The sequence below is a fragment of the Pseudomonas sp. GL-B-26 genome (assembly GCF_019947405.1).
Lineage (GTDB): Bacteria > Pseudomonadota > Gammaproteobacteria > Pseudomonadales > Pseudomonadaceae > Aquipseudomonas.
This window is the reverse complement of sequence record NZ_JAGYGJ010000045.1, coordinates 1-17,290: the sequence shown is the minus strand read 5'-3', so window position 1 is coordinate 17,290 and position 17,290 is coordinate 1. Positions and strand designations below refer to the sequence as shown.

General features: G+C 54.8%; 14 protein-coding genes and 4 tRNA genes. All 18 read right to left on the bottom strand.

Annotation, left to right across the window (positions count from 1 at the left end):
- Positions 1-22: 22 nt before the first annotated feature.
- Entirely contained in the window at positions 23-493 is a 471-nt protein-coding gene (rpsG, locus tag KGB23_RS23850; RefSeq protein ID WP_002555493.1) for a 30S ribosomal protein S7, read from the bottom strand.
- A 118-nt stretch (positions 494-611) separates the two neighbouring features.
- Complete coding sequence (gene rpsL, locus KGB23_RS23845) at positions 612-983, bottom strand: 30S ribosomal protein S12 (RefSeq protein WP_002555494.1); 372 nt, start codon at positions 981-983, stop codon at positions 612-614.
- A gap of 216 nt (positions 984-1,199) precedes the next feature.
- Positions 1,200-5,399, bottom strand: coding sequence for a DNA-directed RNA polymerase subunit beta' (gene rpoC / locus KGB23_RS23840; RefSeq protein ID WP_046047315.1), 4,200 nt, complete (start codon positions 5,397-5,399; stop codon positions 1,200-1,202).
- 64 nt (positions 5,400-5,463) lie between these two features.
- On the bottom strand, positions 5,464-9,537 hold the full coding sequence (gene rpoB / locus KGB23_RS23835; RefSeq protein ID WP_008145491.1) for a DNA-directed RNA polymerase subunit beta: 4,074 nt from the start codon (positions 9,535-9,537) through the stop codon (positions 5,464-5,466).
- Between the two features lie 220 nt (positions 9,538-9,757).
- Positions 9,758-10,123, bottom strand: coding sequence for a 50S ribosomal protein L7/L12 (rplL, locus tag KGB23_RS23830; protein WP_008145490.1), 366 nt, complete (start codon positions 10,121-10,123; stop codon positions 9,758-9,760).
- A gap of 80 nt (positions 10,124-10,203) precedes the next feature.
- Entirely contained in the window at positions 10,204-10,704 is a 501-nt protein-coding gene (gene rplJ, locus KGB23_RS23825) for a 50S ribosomal protein L10 (RefSeq protein ID WP_008145489.1), read from the bottom strand.
- A gap of 198 nt (positions 10,705-10,902) precedes the next feature.
- The gene (gene rplA, locus KGB23_RS23820) at positions 10,903-11,598 is read right to left on the bottom strand and encodes a 50S ribosomal protein L1 (protein WP_007896626.1); all 696 of its coding nucleotides are present in this window, start codon (positions 11,596-11,598) and stop codon (positions 10,903-10,905) included.
- The gene (rplK, locus tag KGB23_RS23815) at positions 11,598-12,029 is read right to left on the bottom strand and encodes a 50S ribosomal protein L11 (RefSeq protein ID WP_003210097.1); all 432 of its coding nucleotides are present in this window, start codon (positions 12,027-12,029) and stop codon (positions 11,598-11,600) included. The genes rplA and rplK overlap by 1 nt, the downstream gene beginning before the upstream one ends.
- Before the next feature lie 117 nt (positions 12,030-12,146).
- The gene (gene nusG / locus KGB23_RS23810; protein ID WP_007896622.1) at positions 12,147-12,680 is read right to left on the bottom strand and encodes a transcription termination/antitermination protein NusG; all 534 of its coding nucleotides are present in this window, start codon (positions 12,678-12,680) and stop codon (positions 12,147-12,149) included.
- A 9-nt stretch (positions 12,681-12,689) separates the two neighbouring features.
- Complete coding sequence (gene secE, locus KGB23_RS23805; protein WP_008145488.1) at positions 12,690-13,058, bottom strand: preprotein translocase subunit SecE; 369 nt, start codon at positions 13,056-13,058, stop codon at positions 12,690-12,692.
- Between the two features lie 45 nt (positions 13,059-13,103).
- A tRNA-Trp gene (locus tag KGB23_RS23800) sits at positions 13,104-13,179 on the bottom strand.
- A 53-nt stretch (positions 13,180-13,232) separates the two neighbouring features.
- Positions 13,233-14,426: an elongation factor Tu gene (gene tuf, locus KGB23_RS23795; protein WP_007896619.1), complete on the bottom strand. Its 1,194-nt coding sequence runs from the start codon at positions 14,424-14,426 to the stop codon at positions 13,233-13,235.
- An 84-nt stretch (positions 14,427-14,510) separates the two neighbouring features.
- A tRNA-Thr gene (locus KGB23_RS23790) sits at positions 14,511-14,586 on the bottom strand.
- Between the two features lie 26 nt (positions 14,587-14,612).
- A tRNA-Gly gene (locus tag KGB23_RS23785) sits at positions 14,613-14,686 on the bottom strand.
- Positions 14,687-14,709: 23 nt separating this feature from the next.
- Positions 14,710-14,794, bottom strand: a tRNA-Tyr gene (locus KGB23_RS23780).
- A gap of 142 nt (positions 14,795-14,936) precedes the next feature.
- Positions 14,937-15,377 (bottom strand): hypothetical protein, encoded by a 441-nt coding sequence (locus KGB23_RS23775; protein WP_095131481.1) that lies wholly within the window; start codon positions 15,375-15,377, stop codon positions 14,937-14,939.
- 7 nt (positions 15,378-15,384) lie between these two features.
- Positions 15,385-16,134 (bottom strand): pantothenate kinase, encoded by a 750-nt coding sequence (locus KGB23_RS23770; protein WP_223432830.1) that lies wholly within the window; start codon positions 16,132-16,134, stop codon positions 15,385-15,387.
- Positions 16,124-17,083, bottom strand: coding sequence for a bifunctional biotin--[acetyl-CoA-carboxylase] ligase/biotin operon repressor BirA (gene birA / locus KGB23_RS23765; RefSeq protein ID WP_223432829.1), 960 nt, complete (start codon positions 17,081-17,083; stop codon positions 16,124-16,126). The genes KGB23_RS23770 and birA overlap by 11 nt, the downstream gene beginning before the upstream one ends.
- Positions 17,084-17,290 lie beyond the last annotated feature (207 nt).

Sequence of the window (17,290 nt, the reverse complement as noted above, 5' to 3'; positions counted from 1 at the left end):
CGCAAAATTAGTGACGCTAAAATTAGAAGCGGTAGTGCGAGAAAGCCTTGTTGGCTTCAGCCATACGGTGCACGTCTTCACGCTTCTTAACTGCAGCACCTTTACCTTCGGCAGCGTCCAACAGTTCGCCAGCCAAACGCAGAGCCATAGACTTCTCGCCGCGCTTACGGGCGAAGTCTACCAACCAGCGCATTGCCAGAGCGTTACGACGGGACGGACGAACTTCGACCGGAACCTGGTAAGTAGCACCGCCTACACGGCGCGACTTCACTTCGACCAGCGGAGCGATGGCGTCGAGAGCTTTCTCGAAGATTTCCAGGGGATCGCTGTTCTTGCGTTCTTTAACCTTTTCCAGCGCGCCATAAACGATACGCTCGGCAACGGCTTTCTTGCCGCTTTCCATTACGTGGTTCATGAACTTGGCCAGGATCTGGCTGCCGTATTTTGGATCGTCAAGCACTTCGCGCTTGGCTGCTACGCGTCTTCTTGGCATGGATAAGCCCTCAAACGGTCTTCAGGTTCGCTCGGAATCGGTGCCCTTTCGGGACGCCTCCGACCTTACTCTTATCGACTCAGAAAAATAGAAAATCAGTTTTTACAAAAAGCCACTACTACTTAGGCTTCTTGGTACCGTACTTCGAACGACCCTGGTTACGACCTTTGACGCCGGAAGTATCCAAAGAACCGCGTACGGTGTGGTAACGAACACCTGGCAAGTCTTTTACACGACCGCCGCGGATCAGTACCACGCTGTGCTCTTGCAGGTTGTGGCCTTCACCGCCGATGTACGAGGAAACCTCGAAACCGTTGGTCAGACGCACACGGCATACTTTACGCAGTGCCGAGTTAGGTTTTTTCGGCGTGGTGGTATACACACGGGTGCATACGCCACGACGTTGCGGGCAGTTCTGCAGCGCAGGCACGTCGGATTTCTCGACGATACGCTTACGCGGCTGACGTACCAGCTGGTTGATAGTTGCCATCTACTAGCTCCACTGTTGTCTTGCGACGCTATTGTCTTGCAAGAAAAGCAAAATGGCAGGAACGAATTCCCGCCAAATTTAGGGGTACAAGAGTCTAAAGAGGATCTTGCCCCCAGTCAAGGCAAGGCCCCGACCTCCCCGCTCATCGAACCTCGACAAATTGTCTCGATTCGATGAACGGAACGGCCAGGGCCTTACGCTCATTTATCGCAGAACTCAGTTACCGCTCGAGTTCAGCGCTTCGGTCAGTGCAGCTTCCACTTCACTGGCGCTTACGCGCAACGGTTTGTCAGCATCACGGCGGCGCTTGCGCTCGCTGTGATAAGCCAGACCGGTACCAGCCGGGATCAGACGACCCACGACTACGTTTTCTTTCAGGCCGCGCAGGTAATCGCGCTTGCCGGTTACCGCCGCTTCGGTCAGTACGCGAGTGGTTTCCTGGAAGGAAGCCGCCGAGATGAACGATTCGGTGGACAACGACGCCTTGGTGATACCCAGCAGCACGCGAGTGAACTTGGAAACGAATTTCTCGTCGCCAGCCAGACGCTCGTTCTCTACCAGAACGTGAGTCAACTCCATCTGGTCGCCCTTGATGAAAGTCGAGTCGCCGGATTCAGCGATTTCAACTTTACGCAGCATCTGACGCAGGATGGTCTCGATGTGCTTATCGTTGATCTTCACGCCTTGCAGACGATAAACGTCCTGGATCTCGTTCACGATGTACTTGGCCAGCGCACTCACACCCAGCAGACGCAGGATGTCGTGTGGATCGCTCGGGCCGTCGGAGATAACTTCGCCGCGGTTTACCTGTTCGCCTTCGAAGACGTTCAGGTGACGCCACTTAGGAATCAGCTCTTCGTACGGATCGGTACCGTCGTTCGGGGTGATAACCAGACGGCGCTTGCCTTTGGTCTCTTTACCGAACGCGATGGTGCCGCTGACTTCAGCCAGAATCGAGGCTTCTTTCGGACGACGTGCTTCGAACAAGTCGGCAACACGTGGCAGACCACCGGTGATGTCACGGGTCTTCGAAGTCTCTTGCGGGATACGAGCGATAACATCACCGATCGCAATCTTCGCACCGTCCGCTACACCAACCAGGGCGTTAGCAGGCAGGAAGTACTGAGCAATTACGTCGGTACCCGGCAGCAAGAGATCCTTGCCGTTGTCATCAACCATCTTCACAGCAGGACGGATATCTTTACCGGCAGCTGGACGGTCTTTGGCGTCGAGTACTTCAATGTTGGTCATACCGGTCAATTCGTCAGTCTGACGCTTGATCGTGATGCCTTCTTCCATGCCCACGTAGGTCACGGTACCTTTCATTTCGGTAACGATTGGGTGAGTGTGCGGATCCCACTTGGCCACGATTGCGCCAGCGTCGACCTTGTCACCTTCTTTAACCGAAATCACAGCACCGTACGGCAGCTTGTAACGCTCGCGCTCACGACCGAAGTCATCAGCGATTGCCAGCTCACCGGAACGGGACACAGCAACCAGGCAACCATCCACTCGCTCAACGTGCTTCAGGTTGTGCAGACGGACGGTACCGCCATTCTTCACCTGAACGCTGTCGGCTGCGGAGGTCCGGCTTGCCGCACCACCGATGTGGAACGTACGCATGGTCAGCTGGGTACCCGGCTCACCGATGGACTGGGCAGCAATAACGCCGACCGCTTCACCAATGTTCACCTGGTGACCACGAGCCAAGTCACGGCCGTAGCACTTGGCGCAAATGCCATAGCGGGTTTCGCAGCTGATCGGCGAACGCACGATCACTTCATCGATGCTGTTCAGCTCGATGAACTCAACCCACTTCTCGTCTACCAGCGTGCCGGCAGGAACGATGATTTCTTCGGTACCTGGCTTGAACACGTCACGGGCAATAACACGACCCAATACGCGCTCACCCAGCGGCTCAACAACGTCACCGCCTTCAATGTGCGGAGTCATTACCAGGCCATGCTCGGTGCCGCAATCGATCTCGGTCACAACCAGATCCTGCGCCACGTCTACCAGACGACGAGTCAGGTAACCGGAGTTCGCAGTTTTCAACGCGGTATCCGCCAAACCTTTACGAGCACCGTGAGTCGAGATGAAGTACTGAAGTACGCTCAAACCTTCACGGAAGTTCGCAGTAATCGGCGTTTCGATGATGGAACCGTCCGGCTTGGCCATCAGGCCACGCATACCGGCGAGCTGACGGATCTGCGCAGCAGAACCCCGTGCGCCCGAGTCGGCCATCATGTACATCGAGTTGAAGGATTCCTGGTCGACTTCGACGCCATGGCGGTCGATGACTTTCTCTTTCGAGAGGTTGGCCATCATCGCCTTGGAAACTTCGTCGTTCGCCTTGGACCAAAGGTCGATCACTTTGTTGTACTTCTCGCCCTGGGTTACCAGGCCGGAGGCGTACTGACTTTCGATCTCTTTCACTTCATCAGTAGCAGCATTGATGATGCGGGCTTTTTCATCCGGGATAACGAAGTCGTTAACACCGATGGAAACGCCGGAAATGGTCGAATAGGCAAAACCGGTGTACATCAACTGGTCAGCGAAGATCACGGTCTCTTTCAAACCAACCACGCGGTAGCACTGGTTGATCAGCTTGGAGATCGCCTTTTTCTTCATCGGCTGGTTGACGACGTCGTACGACAGGCCAGGTGGAACAACCTGGAACAACAGCGCACGGCCGACAGTGGTGTCGACGATACGAGTGCCGCTCACGCTGCCGCCATCACGGTCGTTAACGGTTTCGTTGATCCGCACTTTGACTTTAGCGTGCAGTGCGGCTTCGCCGGCACGGAACACACGGTCAACTTCTTGCAAATCCGCGAACACACGACCTTCGCCCTTGGCGTTGATCGCTTCACGAGTCATGTAGTACAGACCCAATACAACGTCCTGCGACGGAACGATGATTGGCTCACCGTTGGCTGGCGACAGAATGTTGTTGGTCGACATCATCAACGCACGCGCTTCCAACTGGGCTTCCAGTGTCAGCGGTACGTGCACGGCCATTTGGTCGCCGTCGAAGTCGGCGTTGTACGCAGCACAGACCAACGGGTGCAGCTGGATAGCCTTACCTTCGATCAGTACCGGTTCAAACGCCTGGATACCCAGACGGTGAAGGGTCGGTGCACGGTTGAGGAGAACCGGGTGTTCACGGATCACTTCAGCGAGAACGTCCCAAACCTCAGGCAGCTCACGCTCGACCATCTTCTTGGCAGCTTTGATGGTGGTCGCGAGACCACGCATTTCCAGCTTGCCGAAAATGAACGGCTTGAACAGCTCGAGAGCCATTTTCTTCGGCAGACCGCACTGATGCAGACGCAGGGTCGGGCCTACGGTAATTACCGAACGACCGGAGTAGTCAACACGCTTACCGAGCAAGTTCTGACGGAAACGACCTTGCTTACCCTTGATCATGTCAGCCAGGGATTTCAGAGGACGCTTGTTGGAACCGGTGATAGCGCGGCCACGACGACCGTTATCGAGCAGTGCGTCGACAGCTTCCTGCAACATACGCTTTTCGTTACGCACGATGATGTCCGGAGCGGACAGATCAAGCAGGCGCTTCAAGCGGTTGTTACGGTTGATCACTCGACGATACAGATCGTTGAGGTCGGAAGTCGCGAAGCGACCGCCATCCAGCGGGACCAGTGGACGCAGATCTGGCGGCAGAACCGGCAGAACGGTCAGCACCATCCATTCTGGAAGGTTGCCGGAACCCTGGAAGGCTTCCATCAACTTCAGACGCTTGGACAGCTTCTTGATTTTGGTTTCGGAGTTGGTTTGCGGAATTTCTTCACGCAGACGGCCAATCTCGTGTTCCAGGTCGATAGCGTGCAGCAGTTCACGGACAGCTTCGGCACCCATGCGGGCATCGAAATCGTCGCCGAACTCTTCCAGCGCTTCGAAGTACTGCTCGTCGTTGAGCAGCTGACCTTTTTCAAGGGTGGTCATGCCTGGATCGATAACGACATAGCTTTCGAAGTAGAGAACGCGTTCGATATCACGCAGGGTCATGTCCATCAGCAAACCGATACGCGACGGCAGCGATTTCAGGAACCAGATGTGGGCAACCGGGGAAGCCAGTTCGATGTGCGCCATGCGCTCACGACGAACTTTGGCCAGCGCGACTTCAACGCCGCACTTCTCGCAGATCACACCACGGTGCTTCAAGCGCTTGTACTTACCGCACAGGCACTCGTAATCCTTTACCGGGCCAAAGATCTTGGCGCAGAACAGGCCGTCACGCTCAGGTTTGAACGTACGGTAGTTGATGGTTTCCGGCTTTTTAACTTCACCGAACGACCACGAACGGATCATCTCAGGCGATGCCAATCCAATACGGATGGCGTCGAACTCTTCGACTTGACCCTGGTTTTTCAGCAAATTCAGTAGGTCTTTCAAGGCCTTTCCTCCTGGCGGAGCAGAGAGCGGGCAATCCTGCCCCGCTCTCGATTCGCGTCACGTGTTATTCGGTTTCCAGATCGATATCGATGCCGAGGGAACGAATTTCCTTGATCAACACGTTGAAGGACTCGGGCATGCCCGGCTCCATACGGTGATCGCCATCCACGATGTTTTTGTACATCTTGGTACGGCCGTTCACATCGTCCGACTTCACTGTGAGCATTTCTTGCAGAGTGTAAGCAGCACCGTATGCTTCCAGTGCCCAGACCTCCATCTCCCCGAAACGCTGACCACCGAACTGCGCCTTACCACCCAGCGGCTGCTGAGTAACCAGGCTGTACGAACCGGTAGAACGAGCGTGCATCTTGTCGTCTACCAAGTGGTTCAGCTTCAGCATGTACATGTAGCCAACAGTAACCGGGCGCTCGAACTTGTTGCCGGTACGGCCGTCGGTCAGCTGCATCTGGCCGCTCTCTGGCAGGTCTGCCAGTTTCAGCATGGCCTTGATTTCGCTTTCCTTGGCGCCGTCGAACACTGGAGTGGCCATTGGAACACCGCCACGCAGGTTCTTCGCCAGATCCAGGATTTCCTGGTCGGAGAAGCTATCCAGATCTTCGTTACGACCGCCGATCTGGTTGTAGATCTCGTCCAGGAATTTACGAAGCTCAGCGACTTTGCGCTGTTCTTCGATCATCCGGTTGATCTTCTCGCCCAAGCCTTTAGCCGCGAGGCCCAGGTGGGTTTCAAGGATCTGACCAACGTTCATACGCGAAGGTACGCCCAACGGGTTGAGGACCACATCGACCGGGGTGCCATTGGCATCGTGCGGCATGTCTTCAACCGGCATGATCACAGAGACCACACCTTTGTTACCGTGACGACCGGCCATCTTGTCGCCCGGCTGGATGCGGCGACGGATTGCCAGGTAAACCTTGACGATTTTCAGCACGCCTGGAGCCAGGTCATCGCCCTGCTGCAGTTTGCGCTTCTTGTCTTCGAACTTGTCGTCCAGCAGACGGCGGCGATCAACGATGTAGGCCTGAGCCTTCTCGAGCTGCTCGTTCAGAGCATCTTCAGCCATGCGCAGTTTGAACCACTGACCATGCTCAAGACCGTCGAGAACTTCGTCGGTGATGTCCTGACCTTTCTTCAGACCGGCGCCGCCTTCGGCTTTGTGGCCGACCAGAGCGGAGCGCAGACGTTCGAAAGTGGCGCCTTCAACGATACGGAACTCTTCGTTCAGGTCCTTGCGGATCTCGTCGAGTTGAGTCTTCTCGATCGACAGTGCACGAGCATCACGCTCAACGCCGTCGCGGGTGAAGACCTGTACGTCGATGACGGTACCCTTGGTGCCGGTAGGCACGCGCAGGGAGGTGTCTTTAACGTCGCTGGCTTTTTCACCGAAGATGGCACGCAGCAGTTTCTCTTCCGGAGTCAGCTGGGTCTCGCCTTTCGGAGTGACCTTACCAACCAGGATGTCGCCTGCGCCAACTTCAGCACCTACGTAAACGATACCGGCTTCGTCCAGCTTGTTCAGTGCAGCTTCACCCACGTTCGGGATGTCTGCAGTGATTTCCTCTGGCCCAAGCTTGGTGTCACGTGCCACACAGGTCAGTTCCTGAATGTGGATCGTGGTAAAGCGGTCTTCTTGAACAACTCGTTCCGACAGGCAGATGGAGTCTTCGAAGTTGTAACCGTTCCAGGCCATGAACGCGATGCGCATGTTCTGACCCAGCGCCAGTTCACCCATGTCGGTGGACGGGCCGTCAGCCATGATGTCGCTACGCTGAACCCGATCACCTTTACGCACCAGCGGACGCTGGTTGATGCAGGTGTTCTGGTTGGAGCGGGTGTATTTGGTCAGGTTGTAGATGTCGACACCAGCTTCACCGGTTTCAACTTCATCATCAGCAACACGAACCACGATACGGCTGGCGTCGACGGAATCGATAACGCCACCACGACGAGCCACGACGCAAACGCCGGAGTCACGGGCTACGTTACGCTCCATGCCAGTACCGACCAGCGGCTTGTCAGCGCGCAGGGTTGGTACAGCTTGACGCTGCATGTTCGAACCCATCAACGCACGGTTGGCGTCATCGTGCTCGAGGAACGGGATCAGCGAAGCTGCAACCGAAACTACCTGCTTCGGAGAAACGTCCATCAAGGTGACGTCTTCCGGCGCCTTGACGGTGAACTCGTTCAAGTGACGAACAGCTACCAGCTCGTCGATCAGCATTTTCTTGTCGTTCATCGTGGCCGAAGCCTGAGCGATCACGTGATCAGCTTCTTCGATGGCGGACAGGAACACGATCTCGTCGGTGACCAGAGCGTCTTTCACCACGCGGTACGGGCTTTCGAGGAAGCCGTACTGGTTGGTGCGCGCATAAGCGGCCAGGGAGTTGATCAGACCGATGTTCGGACCTTCCGGCGTTTCAATCGGGCATACACGACCGTAGTGAGTCGGGTGTACGTCACGAACTTCAAAGCCAGCGCGCTCACGAGTCAAACCGCCAGGGCCGAGTGCAGAAACACGACGCTTGTGGGTGATCTCGGAAAGCGGGTTGTTCTGGTCCATGAACTGGGAAAGCTGGCTGGAACCGAAGAACTCTTTCACCGCCGCAGCCACTGGCTTGGCGTTGATCAGGTCTTGCGGCATCAGGCCTTCGCTTTCAGCCATCGACAGACGCTCTTTGACCGCACGTTCAACACGTACCAGGCCAACGCGGAACTGGTTCTCGGCCATTTCGCCTACGCAGCGAACACGACGGTTACCCAGGTGGTCGATGTCATCGACGATGCCTTTACCGTTACGGATGTCGACCAGAGTCTTCAGTACCGCGACGATGTCTTCCTTGCACAACACGCCCGAACCTTCGATTTCGGTACGACCGATACGACGGTTGAACTTCATCCGGCCGACCGCAGACAGGTCATAGCGCTCAGGACTGAAGAACAGGTTGTTGAACAGAGTCTCGGCAGCGTCTTTGGTTGGCGGCTCGCCTGGACGCATCATGCGATAGATCTCGACCAGCGCTTCCAATTGGTTGCTGGTGGAGTCGATCTTCAGAGTGTCGGAGACGAACGGACCGCAGTCGATATCGTTGGTGTACAGAGTTTCGATGCGAACAACCTGGGACTTGGCGATTTTTGCCAGGATCTCGGTGTTCAGCTCGGTGTTGCACTCTGCCAGGATTTCGCCGGTTGCCGGATGCACGATGACCTTGGCGGTAGTGCGACCCAGGACGTAGTCCAGAGGCACTTGCAGCTCTTTGATCCCGGCTTTTTCCAGCTGGTTGATGTGGCGAGCAGTGATACGACGACCTTGCTCGACAATAACCTTGCCTTTGTCATCCAGGATATCCAGGACAGCAATTTCACCACGCAGGCGGTGAGGCACCAGTTCCAGGCTGAGGTTTTCACCTTGCACGTGGAAGACGTTGGTGGTGTAGAACGCGTCGAGCACTTCTTCAGTGGTATAGCCGAGCGCGCGCAGCAGTACCGATGCAGGCAGCTTGCGACGACGGTCGATACGCACGAATACGCAGTCTTTCGGGTCGAACTCGAAGTCCAGCCACGAACCGCGGTAAGGAATGATACGCGCCGAGTACAACAGTTTGCCGGAGCTGTGCGTCTTGCCACGGTCGTGGTCGAAGAACACGCCCGGGGAACGGTGCAGCTGGGAAACGATTACACGCTCGGTACCGTTGATTACAAAGGTACCGTTCTCAGTCATCAGGGGAATTTCACCCATGTAGACTTCTTGCTCTTTGATGTCCTTGATCGCTTTGTTCGACGATTCTTTGTCGAAAATGATCAGGCGCACTTTTACCCGCAAAGGTACGGCGTAAGTTACACCGCGCAATACGCATTCTTTGACATCAAATGCCGGTTCGCCCAGGCGATAACCGACGTACTCCAGCGCAGCATTGCCAGAGTAGCTGATGATCGGGAAAACGGATTTGAAGGCCGCATGCAGGCCCACGTCGCGGAACTGATCTTTAGTCGCTCCCGCTTGCAAGAATTCACGATACGAATCCAGCTGGATGGCCAGGAGGTACGGCACATCCATGACGTCCGGCAACTTGCTAAAGTCCTTGCGGATACGTTTTTTCTCAGTATATGAGTAAGCCATCAGCGTTCCCCAGCTTGGTCACCTGCTTGTTTGGCCCCTCCCGACGGGAGCAGCCAGAAAATCGTGCAAACCCCATGGTTTGCGCCACCGCATCGGGTGGTTACAGCTCGTTATCAGCACCGACCCAGTCGGCTGCCAATAACGGAAAAAGGCCGGTGGCAAGAGCCACCAGCCATCAGCCTTTCGCTTAACGCTCGGGCTGGAGACGCAAAGTCGATGCTTACTTCAGCTCGACTTTAGCGCCTGCTTCTTCCAGAGTGGCTTTTGCTTTGTCAGCTGCGTCTTTCGAAACAGCTTCCAGAACAACGCCAGGAGCGCCGTCAACTACAGCCTTGGCTTCTTTCAGGCCCAGACCGGTCAGTTCACGTACTGCCTTGATCACGTTAACTTTCTTCTCGCCAGCTTCCAGCAGCATGACGTTGAATTCAGTTTGTTCTTCAACAACGGCAGCGACAGCAGCTGGACCAGCGGAAGCAGCGGCAGCGGAAACGCCGAACTTCTCTTCCATGGCCTTGATCAGCTCAACGATTTCCAGAACGGATTTTTCGCCGATTGCTTCGATGATTTGGTCGTTAGTCAGAGACATGACTATAAATTCCTGTATTGGGGTGACAGCCTACGCGGCCATCGAAATAAACAATAAACGCTGAAAGGAGTCGCTCAGCCTTAGGCTGCGGCAGCTTCTTTCTGGTCGCGAAGAGCCGCCAGAGTACGAGCCAATTTGCTGGTTGCGCCTTGAATCACGCTCATCAGCTGAGAAATTGCTTCGTCACGGGTCGGCAGGCTTGCCAGTACGTCGATCTGATTAGCTGCGAGGAACTTGCCCTCGAACGCAGCTGCCTTGATCTCGAACTTATCCTGACCTTTTGCGAACTCTTTGAAGATACGAGCAGCAGCGCCCGGATGATCTTTGGAGAATGCAATCAAGGTCGGGCCGGTGAACACGTCGTTGAGCACGTCATATTGAGTGCCAGCAACGGCGCGCTTGAGCAGGGTGTTACGTACAACACGTACGTAAACGCCAGCTTCACGAGCCTCTTTACGGAGTCCGGTCATAGCGCCTACTGTTACGCCACGGGCATCAGCCACGACAGCGGACAGAGCAACTTGGGCAGCCTTGTTGACTTCAGCGACGATGGCCTTCTTGTCTTCAAGTTTAATTGCCACGGGAAAAACTCCTGCTTGTTACCGTTTCATCCAACCGAGGCCAGATGTCGTTTTGGTGTCTGATTCGGTAAGGAACCGGGAGCACCATCTGCGTAGGCTTGGGGTTTAAGACTTGCGCCGCCTACGGTCTTGGATAGCCCCCGCCAGGCAGGGACCCCAATCTTTCAATTGGCGCAATCGCTTGCGCCAATCTTTGTCTTACGCGTCGAGCGAGCCTTGGTCGATGACCAGACCTGGACCCATGGTGGTGCTCAGGGTAACGCGCTTGACGTAAATACCTTTCGAAGAAGCTGGCTTGATACGCTTCAGATCAGCGATCAGGGCTTCAACGTTTTCCTTCAGCTTGACGGCGTCGAAGCCAACCTTGCCAACGGAGGTGTGGATGATGCCGTTTTTGTCGGTGCGATAACGAACCTGACCAGCCTTGGCGTTCTTAACCGCGGTAGCTACGTCTGGCGTTACGGTGCCGACTTTAGGGTTAGGCATCAGGCCACGTGGGCCCAGGATCTGACCCAACTGACCAACAACGCGCATTGCATCCGGGGATGCGATAACTACGTCATAGTTCAGGTCGCCGCCTTTCATTTCGGCAGCCAGATCGTCCATACCTACACGGTCAGCGCCGGCAGCCAAAGCGGCCTCAGCAGCTGGACCTTGGGTGAACACAGCAACGCGAACAGTCTTGCCAGTGCCGTGTGGCAGCACAGTAGCGCTACGAACGACCTGGTCGGATTTACGCGGGTCAACACCCAAGTTTACAGCAACGTCAAACGACTCGCTGAACTTGACGGTCGACAGCTCAGCCAGCAGAGCAGCAGCGTCTACAAAGTTGTAGGACTTGCCTGCTTCGATTTTGCCGGCGATAGCCTTTTGACGCTTGGTCAACTTAGCCATTACACACCCTCCACGTTAAGGCCCATGCTACGAGCAGAACCGGCGATAGTACGCACGGCCGCGTCCATATCAGCTGCAGTCAGATCCGCGTTTTTGGTTTTCGCGATTTCTTCCAGCTGAGCACGGGTAACGGTGCCAACCTTAACGGTGTTCGGACGAGCGGAACCGCTAGTCAGACCAGCAGCTTTCTTCAGCAGAACCGAAGCAGGTGTGGATTTGGTTTCGAAAGTGAAGCTACGGTCGCTGTAGACAGTGATGATCACTGGAGTCGGCAGACCTGGCTCAATACCCTGAGTACGGGCGTTGAAAGCCTTGCAGAATTCCATGATGTTCACGCCGTGCTGACCCAGAGCAGGACCAACAGGTGGGCTTGGGTTAGCCTGAGCGGCCTTCACTTGCAGCTTGATGTAAGCGGTAATCTTCTTGGCCATGAGGCACTCCAATTACGGGTTCGAACGCCTCGAAAGGCTCCCCGGTTACTTGCGCGTTTATCCCAGTGACGACAAAACCCCACAGCCTAGGGCTGCGGGGTTGGGATGCTTGCTCAGCTAGACTTTTTCGACCTGGCTGAACTCTAGCTCTACCGGAGTAGAGCGACCGAAAATGAGCACTGCCACTTGAATCCGGCTCTTCTCGTAGTTAACTTCTTCGACCGTGCCGGTAAAGTCGGCAAACGGACCGTCATTGACACGCACCGACTCACCCGGCTCGAACAACGTCTTCGGCTTCGGCTTGTCGCTACCATCAGCAACGCGACGCAGAATCGCTTCTGCCTCTTTATCTGTGATAGGTGCAGGCTTATCAGCAGTACCGCCGATAAAACCCATCACCCGAGGAGTATCCTTGACCAAGTGCCAAGTACCCTCATTCATGTCCATCTGAACCAGCACATAACCCGGGAAGAACTTGCGCTCGCTTTTGCGTTTCTGGCCATTACGCATTTCAACCACTTCTTCAGTGGGAACCAGAATTTCGCCGAAGCCATCTTCCATGCCAGCCAGCTTTACGCGCTCTACCAACGAGCGCATGACATGCTTCTCGTAACCGGAGTAAGCATGCACAACGTACCAACGCTTAGCCACGGGACACCCTTAGCCGACAATCAAGGAAACAAGCCAGCCGAGCAGGGAATCAAGCCCCCACAACAGCAACGCCATAACCAGAACAACAGCCACAACAATCAACGTGGTCTGCGTGGTTTCTTGGCGAGTTGGCCATACGACTTTACGAATCTCGGTGCGAGCTTCCTTAACCAGTACAAAGAAAGACTTGCCCTTGACCGTCTGCAGGCCTACAAAGGCAGCTACAGCAGCAATGGCGAGCAAAGCAAGTACGCGGTACAGGATCGGCGAAGCAGAGTAATACTGATTGCCAACAACGCCAACAACCACCAAAGCAACTACTACTAGCCACTTGAGCAGATCGAAGCGAGAGCCTTGAGCTTCAGCTTTAGGAGTCATCTATGAAGATCCTGTGAAAAGAAAGCCAGACACACCAAGTGAATCTGGCAGGTCAGGAGGGAATCGAACCCCCAACCTACGGTTTTGGAGACCGTCGCTCTGCCAATTGAGCTACTGACCTAAAACAAAATCAGGCCGACCATTATGCCGGCCCGAAAAAGACATTACAACAATTTACTCGATAACCTTAGCAACGACACCAGCGCCGACGGTACGACCGCCTTCACGAATGGCGAAACGCAGACCATCTTCCATTGCGATGGTTTTGATCAGAGTGACCGTCATTTGGACGTTATCACCCGGCATCACCATTTCAACGCCTTCCGGCAGTTCGCAGTTACCGGTCACGTCGGTGGTCCGGAAGTAGAACTGTGGACGGTAGCCTTTGAAGAATGGCGTATGACGACCACCCTCCTCCTTGCTCAGAACGTAAACTTCAGCGGTGAACTTGGTATGCGGCTTAACGGTGCCCGGCTTGACCAGAACCTGGCCACGCTCAACATCATCACGCTTGGTACCACGCAGCAATACGCCGCAGTTCTCGCCAGCACGACCTTCGTCGAGCAGCTTGCGGAACATCTCAACACCAGTGCAAGTAGTTTTGACAGTGTCACGAAGACCAACAATCTCAACTTCTTCCTGAATGCGGACAATGCCACGCTCAACACGACCAGTCACAACAGTACCGCGACCGGAGATCGAGAAAACATCCTCGATCGGCATCAGGAACGGCTTATCAATAGCACGCTCAGGCTGCGGAATGTAGCTATCCAGAGTCTCGACCAACTTCTTGACGGCAGTAGTGCCCATCTCGTTGTCGTCCTGACCATTCAGCGCCATCAGCGCCGAACCAATGATGATCGGAGTGTCATCACCTGGGAAATCATAAGTACTCAGCAGGTCGCGCACCTCCATCTCAACCAGCTCCAGCAGCTCAGCATCATCGACCATGTCAGCCTTGTTCAGGAAGACAACGATGTACGGAACGCCAACCTGGCGGGACAGAAGGATGTGCTCACGAGTTTGCGGCATCGGACCATCTGCGGCCGAGCAAACCAGAATCGCGCCATCCATCTGAGCAGCACCGGTAATCATGTTTTTTACGTAGTCAGCGTGACCTGGACAATCAACATGTGCGTAGTGACGCACAGCCGAATCGTACTCAACGTGAGCGGTGTTGATGGTAATACCACGAGCTTTTTCTTCAGGGGCGCTATCGATCTTGTCGAAGTCAACCTTTGCCGAACCGAAAACTTCGGAGCAGACGCGGGTCAAAGCAGCAGTCAGAGTAGTTTTACCGTGGTCGACGTGACCAATGGTACCAACGTTGACGTGAGGCTTATTACGTTCGAACTTTTCCTTAGCCATCAAAATCACCCCTAGGAGAAGAATTGAGCAGGTCAAACAAGCCATTAAAACAAAGGCAGATATTTTCATATCTGCCTTGTTATATGGAGCTCTTGAGCGGATTTGAACCGCTGACCTCACCCTTACCAAGGGTGTGCTCTACCAACTGAGCTACAAGAGCGCAACACTGTGCAGGATCTGCAAACTTGGAGCGGGTAGCGGGAATCGAACCCGCATCATCAGCTTGGAAGGCTGAGGTTCTACCACTAAACTATACCCGCGAGCCTGCAGCTCTCGCTAAAAATGGTGGAGGGGGAAGGATTCGAACCTTCGAAGTCGTAGACGTCAGATTTACAGTCTGATCCCTTTGGCCGCTCGGGAACCCCTCCTAAGCGAGCCGGCATTCTATATCATGCCAGCCTTCTGTCAAGCATTTTCTCATTAAAAACCTGAGGTTAGCTGCGTTGACATCACTTTGCGGCGTTAACCACTAAAGGTCTTCACTGCGAAGCGGGCGCCATTCTATGCAAACTATTCGGCGGGCGCAACCCCCTCGCACGGCATTATTTTATGTTTTAACTCATTGAATTCTCTAGAAAGGTTTTTCAGCTGCGAGTCATCCAGCCAACGCCGGCTTTCTGGTGCCACACGCACCCAGTAACCATCAGAGTCGGCAGGAGGCCTCAGCAAGGACTCAAACTTGATTTCCATGCCGCTCAATCGCCGCTCAACCGCCTGAGCCGCCTCCTGACGAGTAAAACCGCCAAGATAGAGGCATCCATCGTCTGCCTGGGCAGGCTTTCCTTTATCACGAGCCGCGTCAGTCGTTTCACTCAACAAGCGAATATCCTGCTGCGAACCCCTATATAAATTCAAAGGGGTTACATCCTTCGCACGCAGAGGAGCCTCTTGTTGGTGCCAGATGTAATAGAACACATTGAGAACAAGCAGCAGCAGAAACAACCAACGCATAAAAACCTCACGACAAGGGGCACGCCATAGCCAAACCTACAAACACCAGATCAGGAACCACCCTGGCCTCAGGCACGATCTCGGAAACCAGGTCTGCATCTCCTCCAGTGAGGAACACAGCAAAATCATCCCCCCAATAGCTACGCGCCAACTCCAGCTGAGTCAGGACAAAGCCTCTCAGCATCAACGAGCACCCCCGCTCGACCGCTTCGACAGTTGTCCGACCAGGAACAAGACTTTCCAGAGCGCGCTCAGCTGCTAGATCGCCATAACGAATTCTACGGGTATGGGTACGCAATTGGTTCCGCATTAGAGGCATACCTGGGCATATAAATCCTCCGAGGTGTTCTCCCCCCCTAGAGATGAAGTCCGCGGTAACAGCCGTACCAAAATCAAGCACAAGGCACGCACCCGAAGCCAGTTGGAATCCCCCAAGCATCGCCAGCCAACGGTCGAGCCCTAACCGCTCGAACTCCTCATAACCATTACGAACCCCGGACATTTCGCGGGACGGCGCCGCACATACCACCGACACACCAAAAGCTTCTGTCAGCAGAGAAATCAGTGCACTGGTTTCTTCGGCGGTCCTGACACTGACCAACCGACAAAACTTGAGAGCGAGCCCCTTGAGCGCTTTCAAGCTCTCCAACAAAGCGAGATCCGAATCAACGACGCCCTCGCCAACCACCCGCCGAACGTCCGCGTCGAGCACACGCCACTTGATAAAACTGTTTCCGCAGTCGAGCTCAAGAATCATCACGTAACCTCAGACTGAGCTCACCACCACTAAAGACTTTTTCCACACCACCCACCTTCAAGCGCAGAGCACCCTGACTATCAATACCCAGCACTTCGCCATCTATATGGTTAACACCTGCGATCAACGACACGGCCCGCCCCTGCCAGAGATGATTTTGCTCCCACTCTGCCTGGATAGCTGAAAATCCGTCGACTTGATGACGAGACAGATATGCCTGGAGCATCGCGCCCAACTCCCCGACCAAGAGATTTCGATCAAACACCTTGCCCGACTCTAGCCGCATGGACGTCCACTGCTGATCTACCTCATCGGTAATCTGCATGTTCACATTAATTCCCACACCCAGCACAACGTGACACACATCAGCAGGATCTCCCACCAGCTCGAGCAATATCCCGGCAATCTTCTTCTGACCAACCAGAACATCGTTGGGCCATTTCAATCCAGCCCCCGAAATACCAAGCTCACGCAGGGCCTGCATGACGGCGAGCCCAACAACAAGACTCAAACCCTCCAGCTGACGCATCCCACCTTCAATACGCAACACGAGGCTGTAATAGATGTTTTCCGCGAATGGACTCGCCCATTTACGTCCACGCCGCCCGCGCCCTGCAGTTTGCCGCTCGGCAAGCACCAGAAAGGGTGCCGTCTGCCCCCGCTCTATGGCGCGCAAAGCCTCGGCATTAGTGGAGTCAATTGAATCGAAAACCAGGATGGGCCAATCACAAGAAGGCGCCTGCTCTCTTATCTCGACAGGATCAAGCAGCGTCAATGGCGCAGCCAGTTGATAGCCGCGACCCCGCACTTTATGAATGGATAACCCCAGCTCAGCTTCTAAATGCTGAAGCTGCTTCCAAACGGCACTACGACTGACACCCAAGGCGACGCCCAAGGCCTGACCCGAATGGAATCGGCCATCTTTAAGAAGCTTTAACAATGTCAGCATGCAAGTCTCGCCTCACAATGAGGCCCGCATGATAGCCATGCCCCACACCATTGCATAGAAACCCTACAGGGCAGTTTTTCTGCGGACAAAACAAAACCCCTACCTGCATACGCAGATAGGGGTTTCGGAATTTAATCTTGACGATGACCTACTCTCACATGGGGAAACCCCACACTACCATCGGCGATGCATCGTTTCACTGCTGAG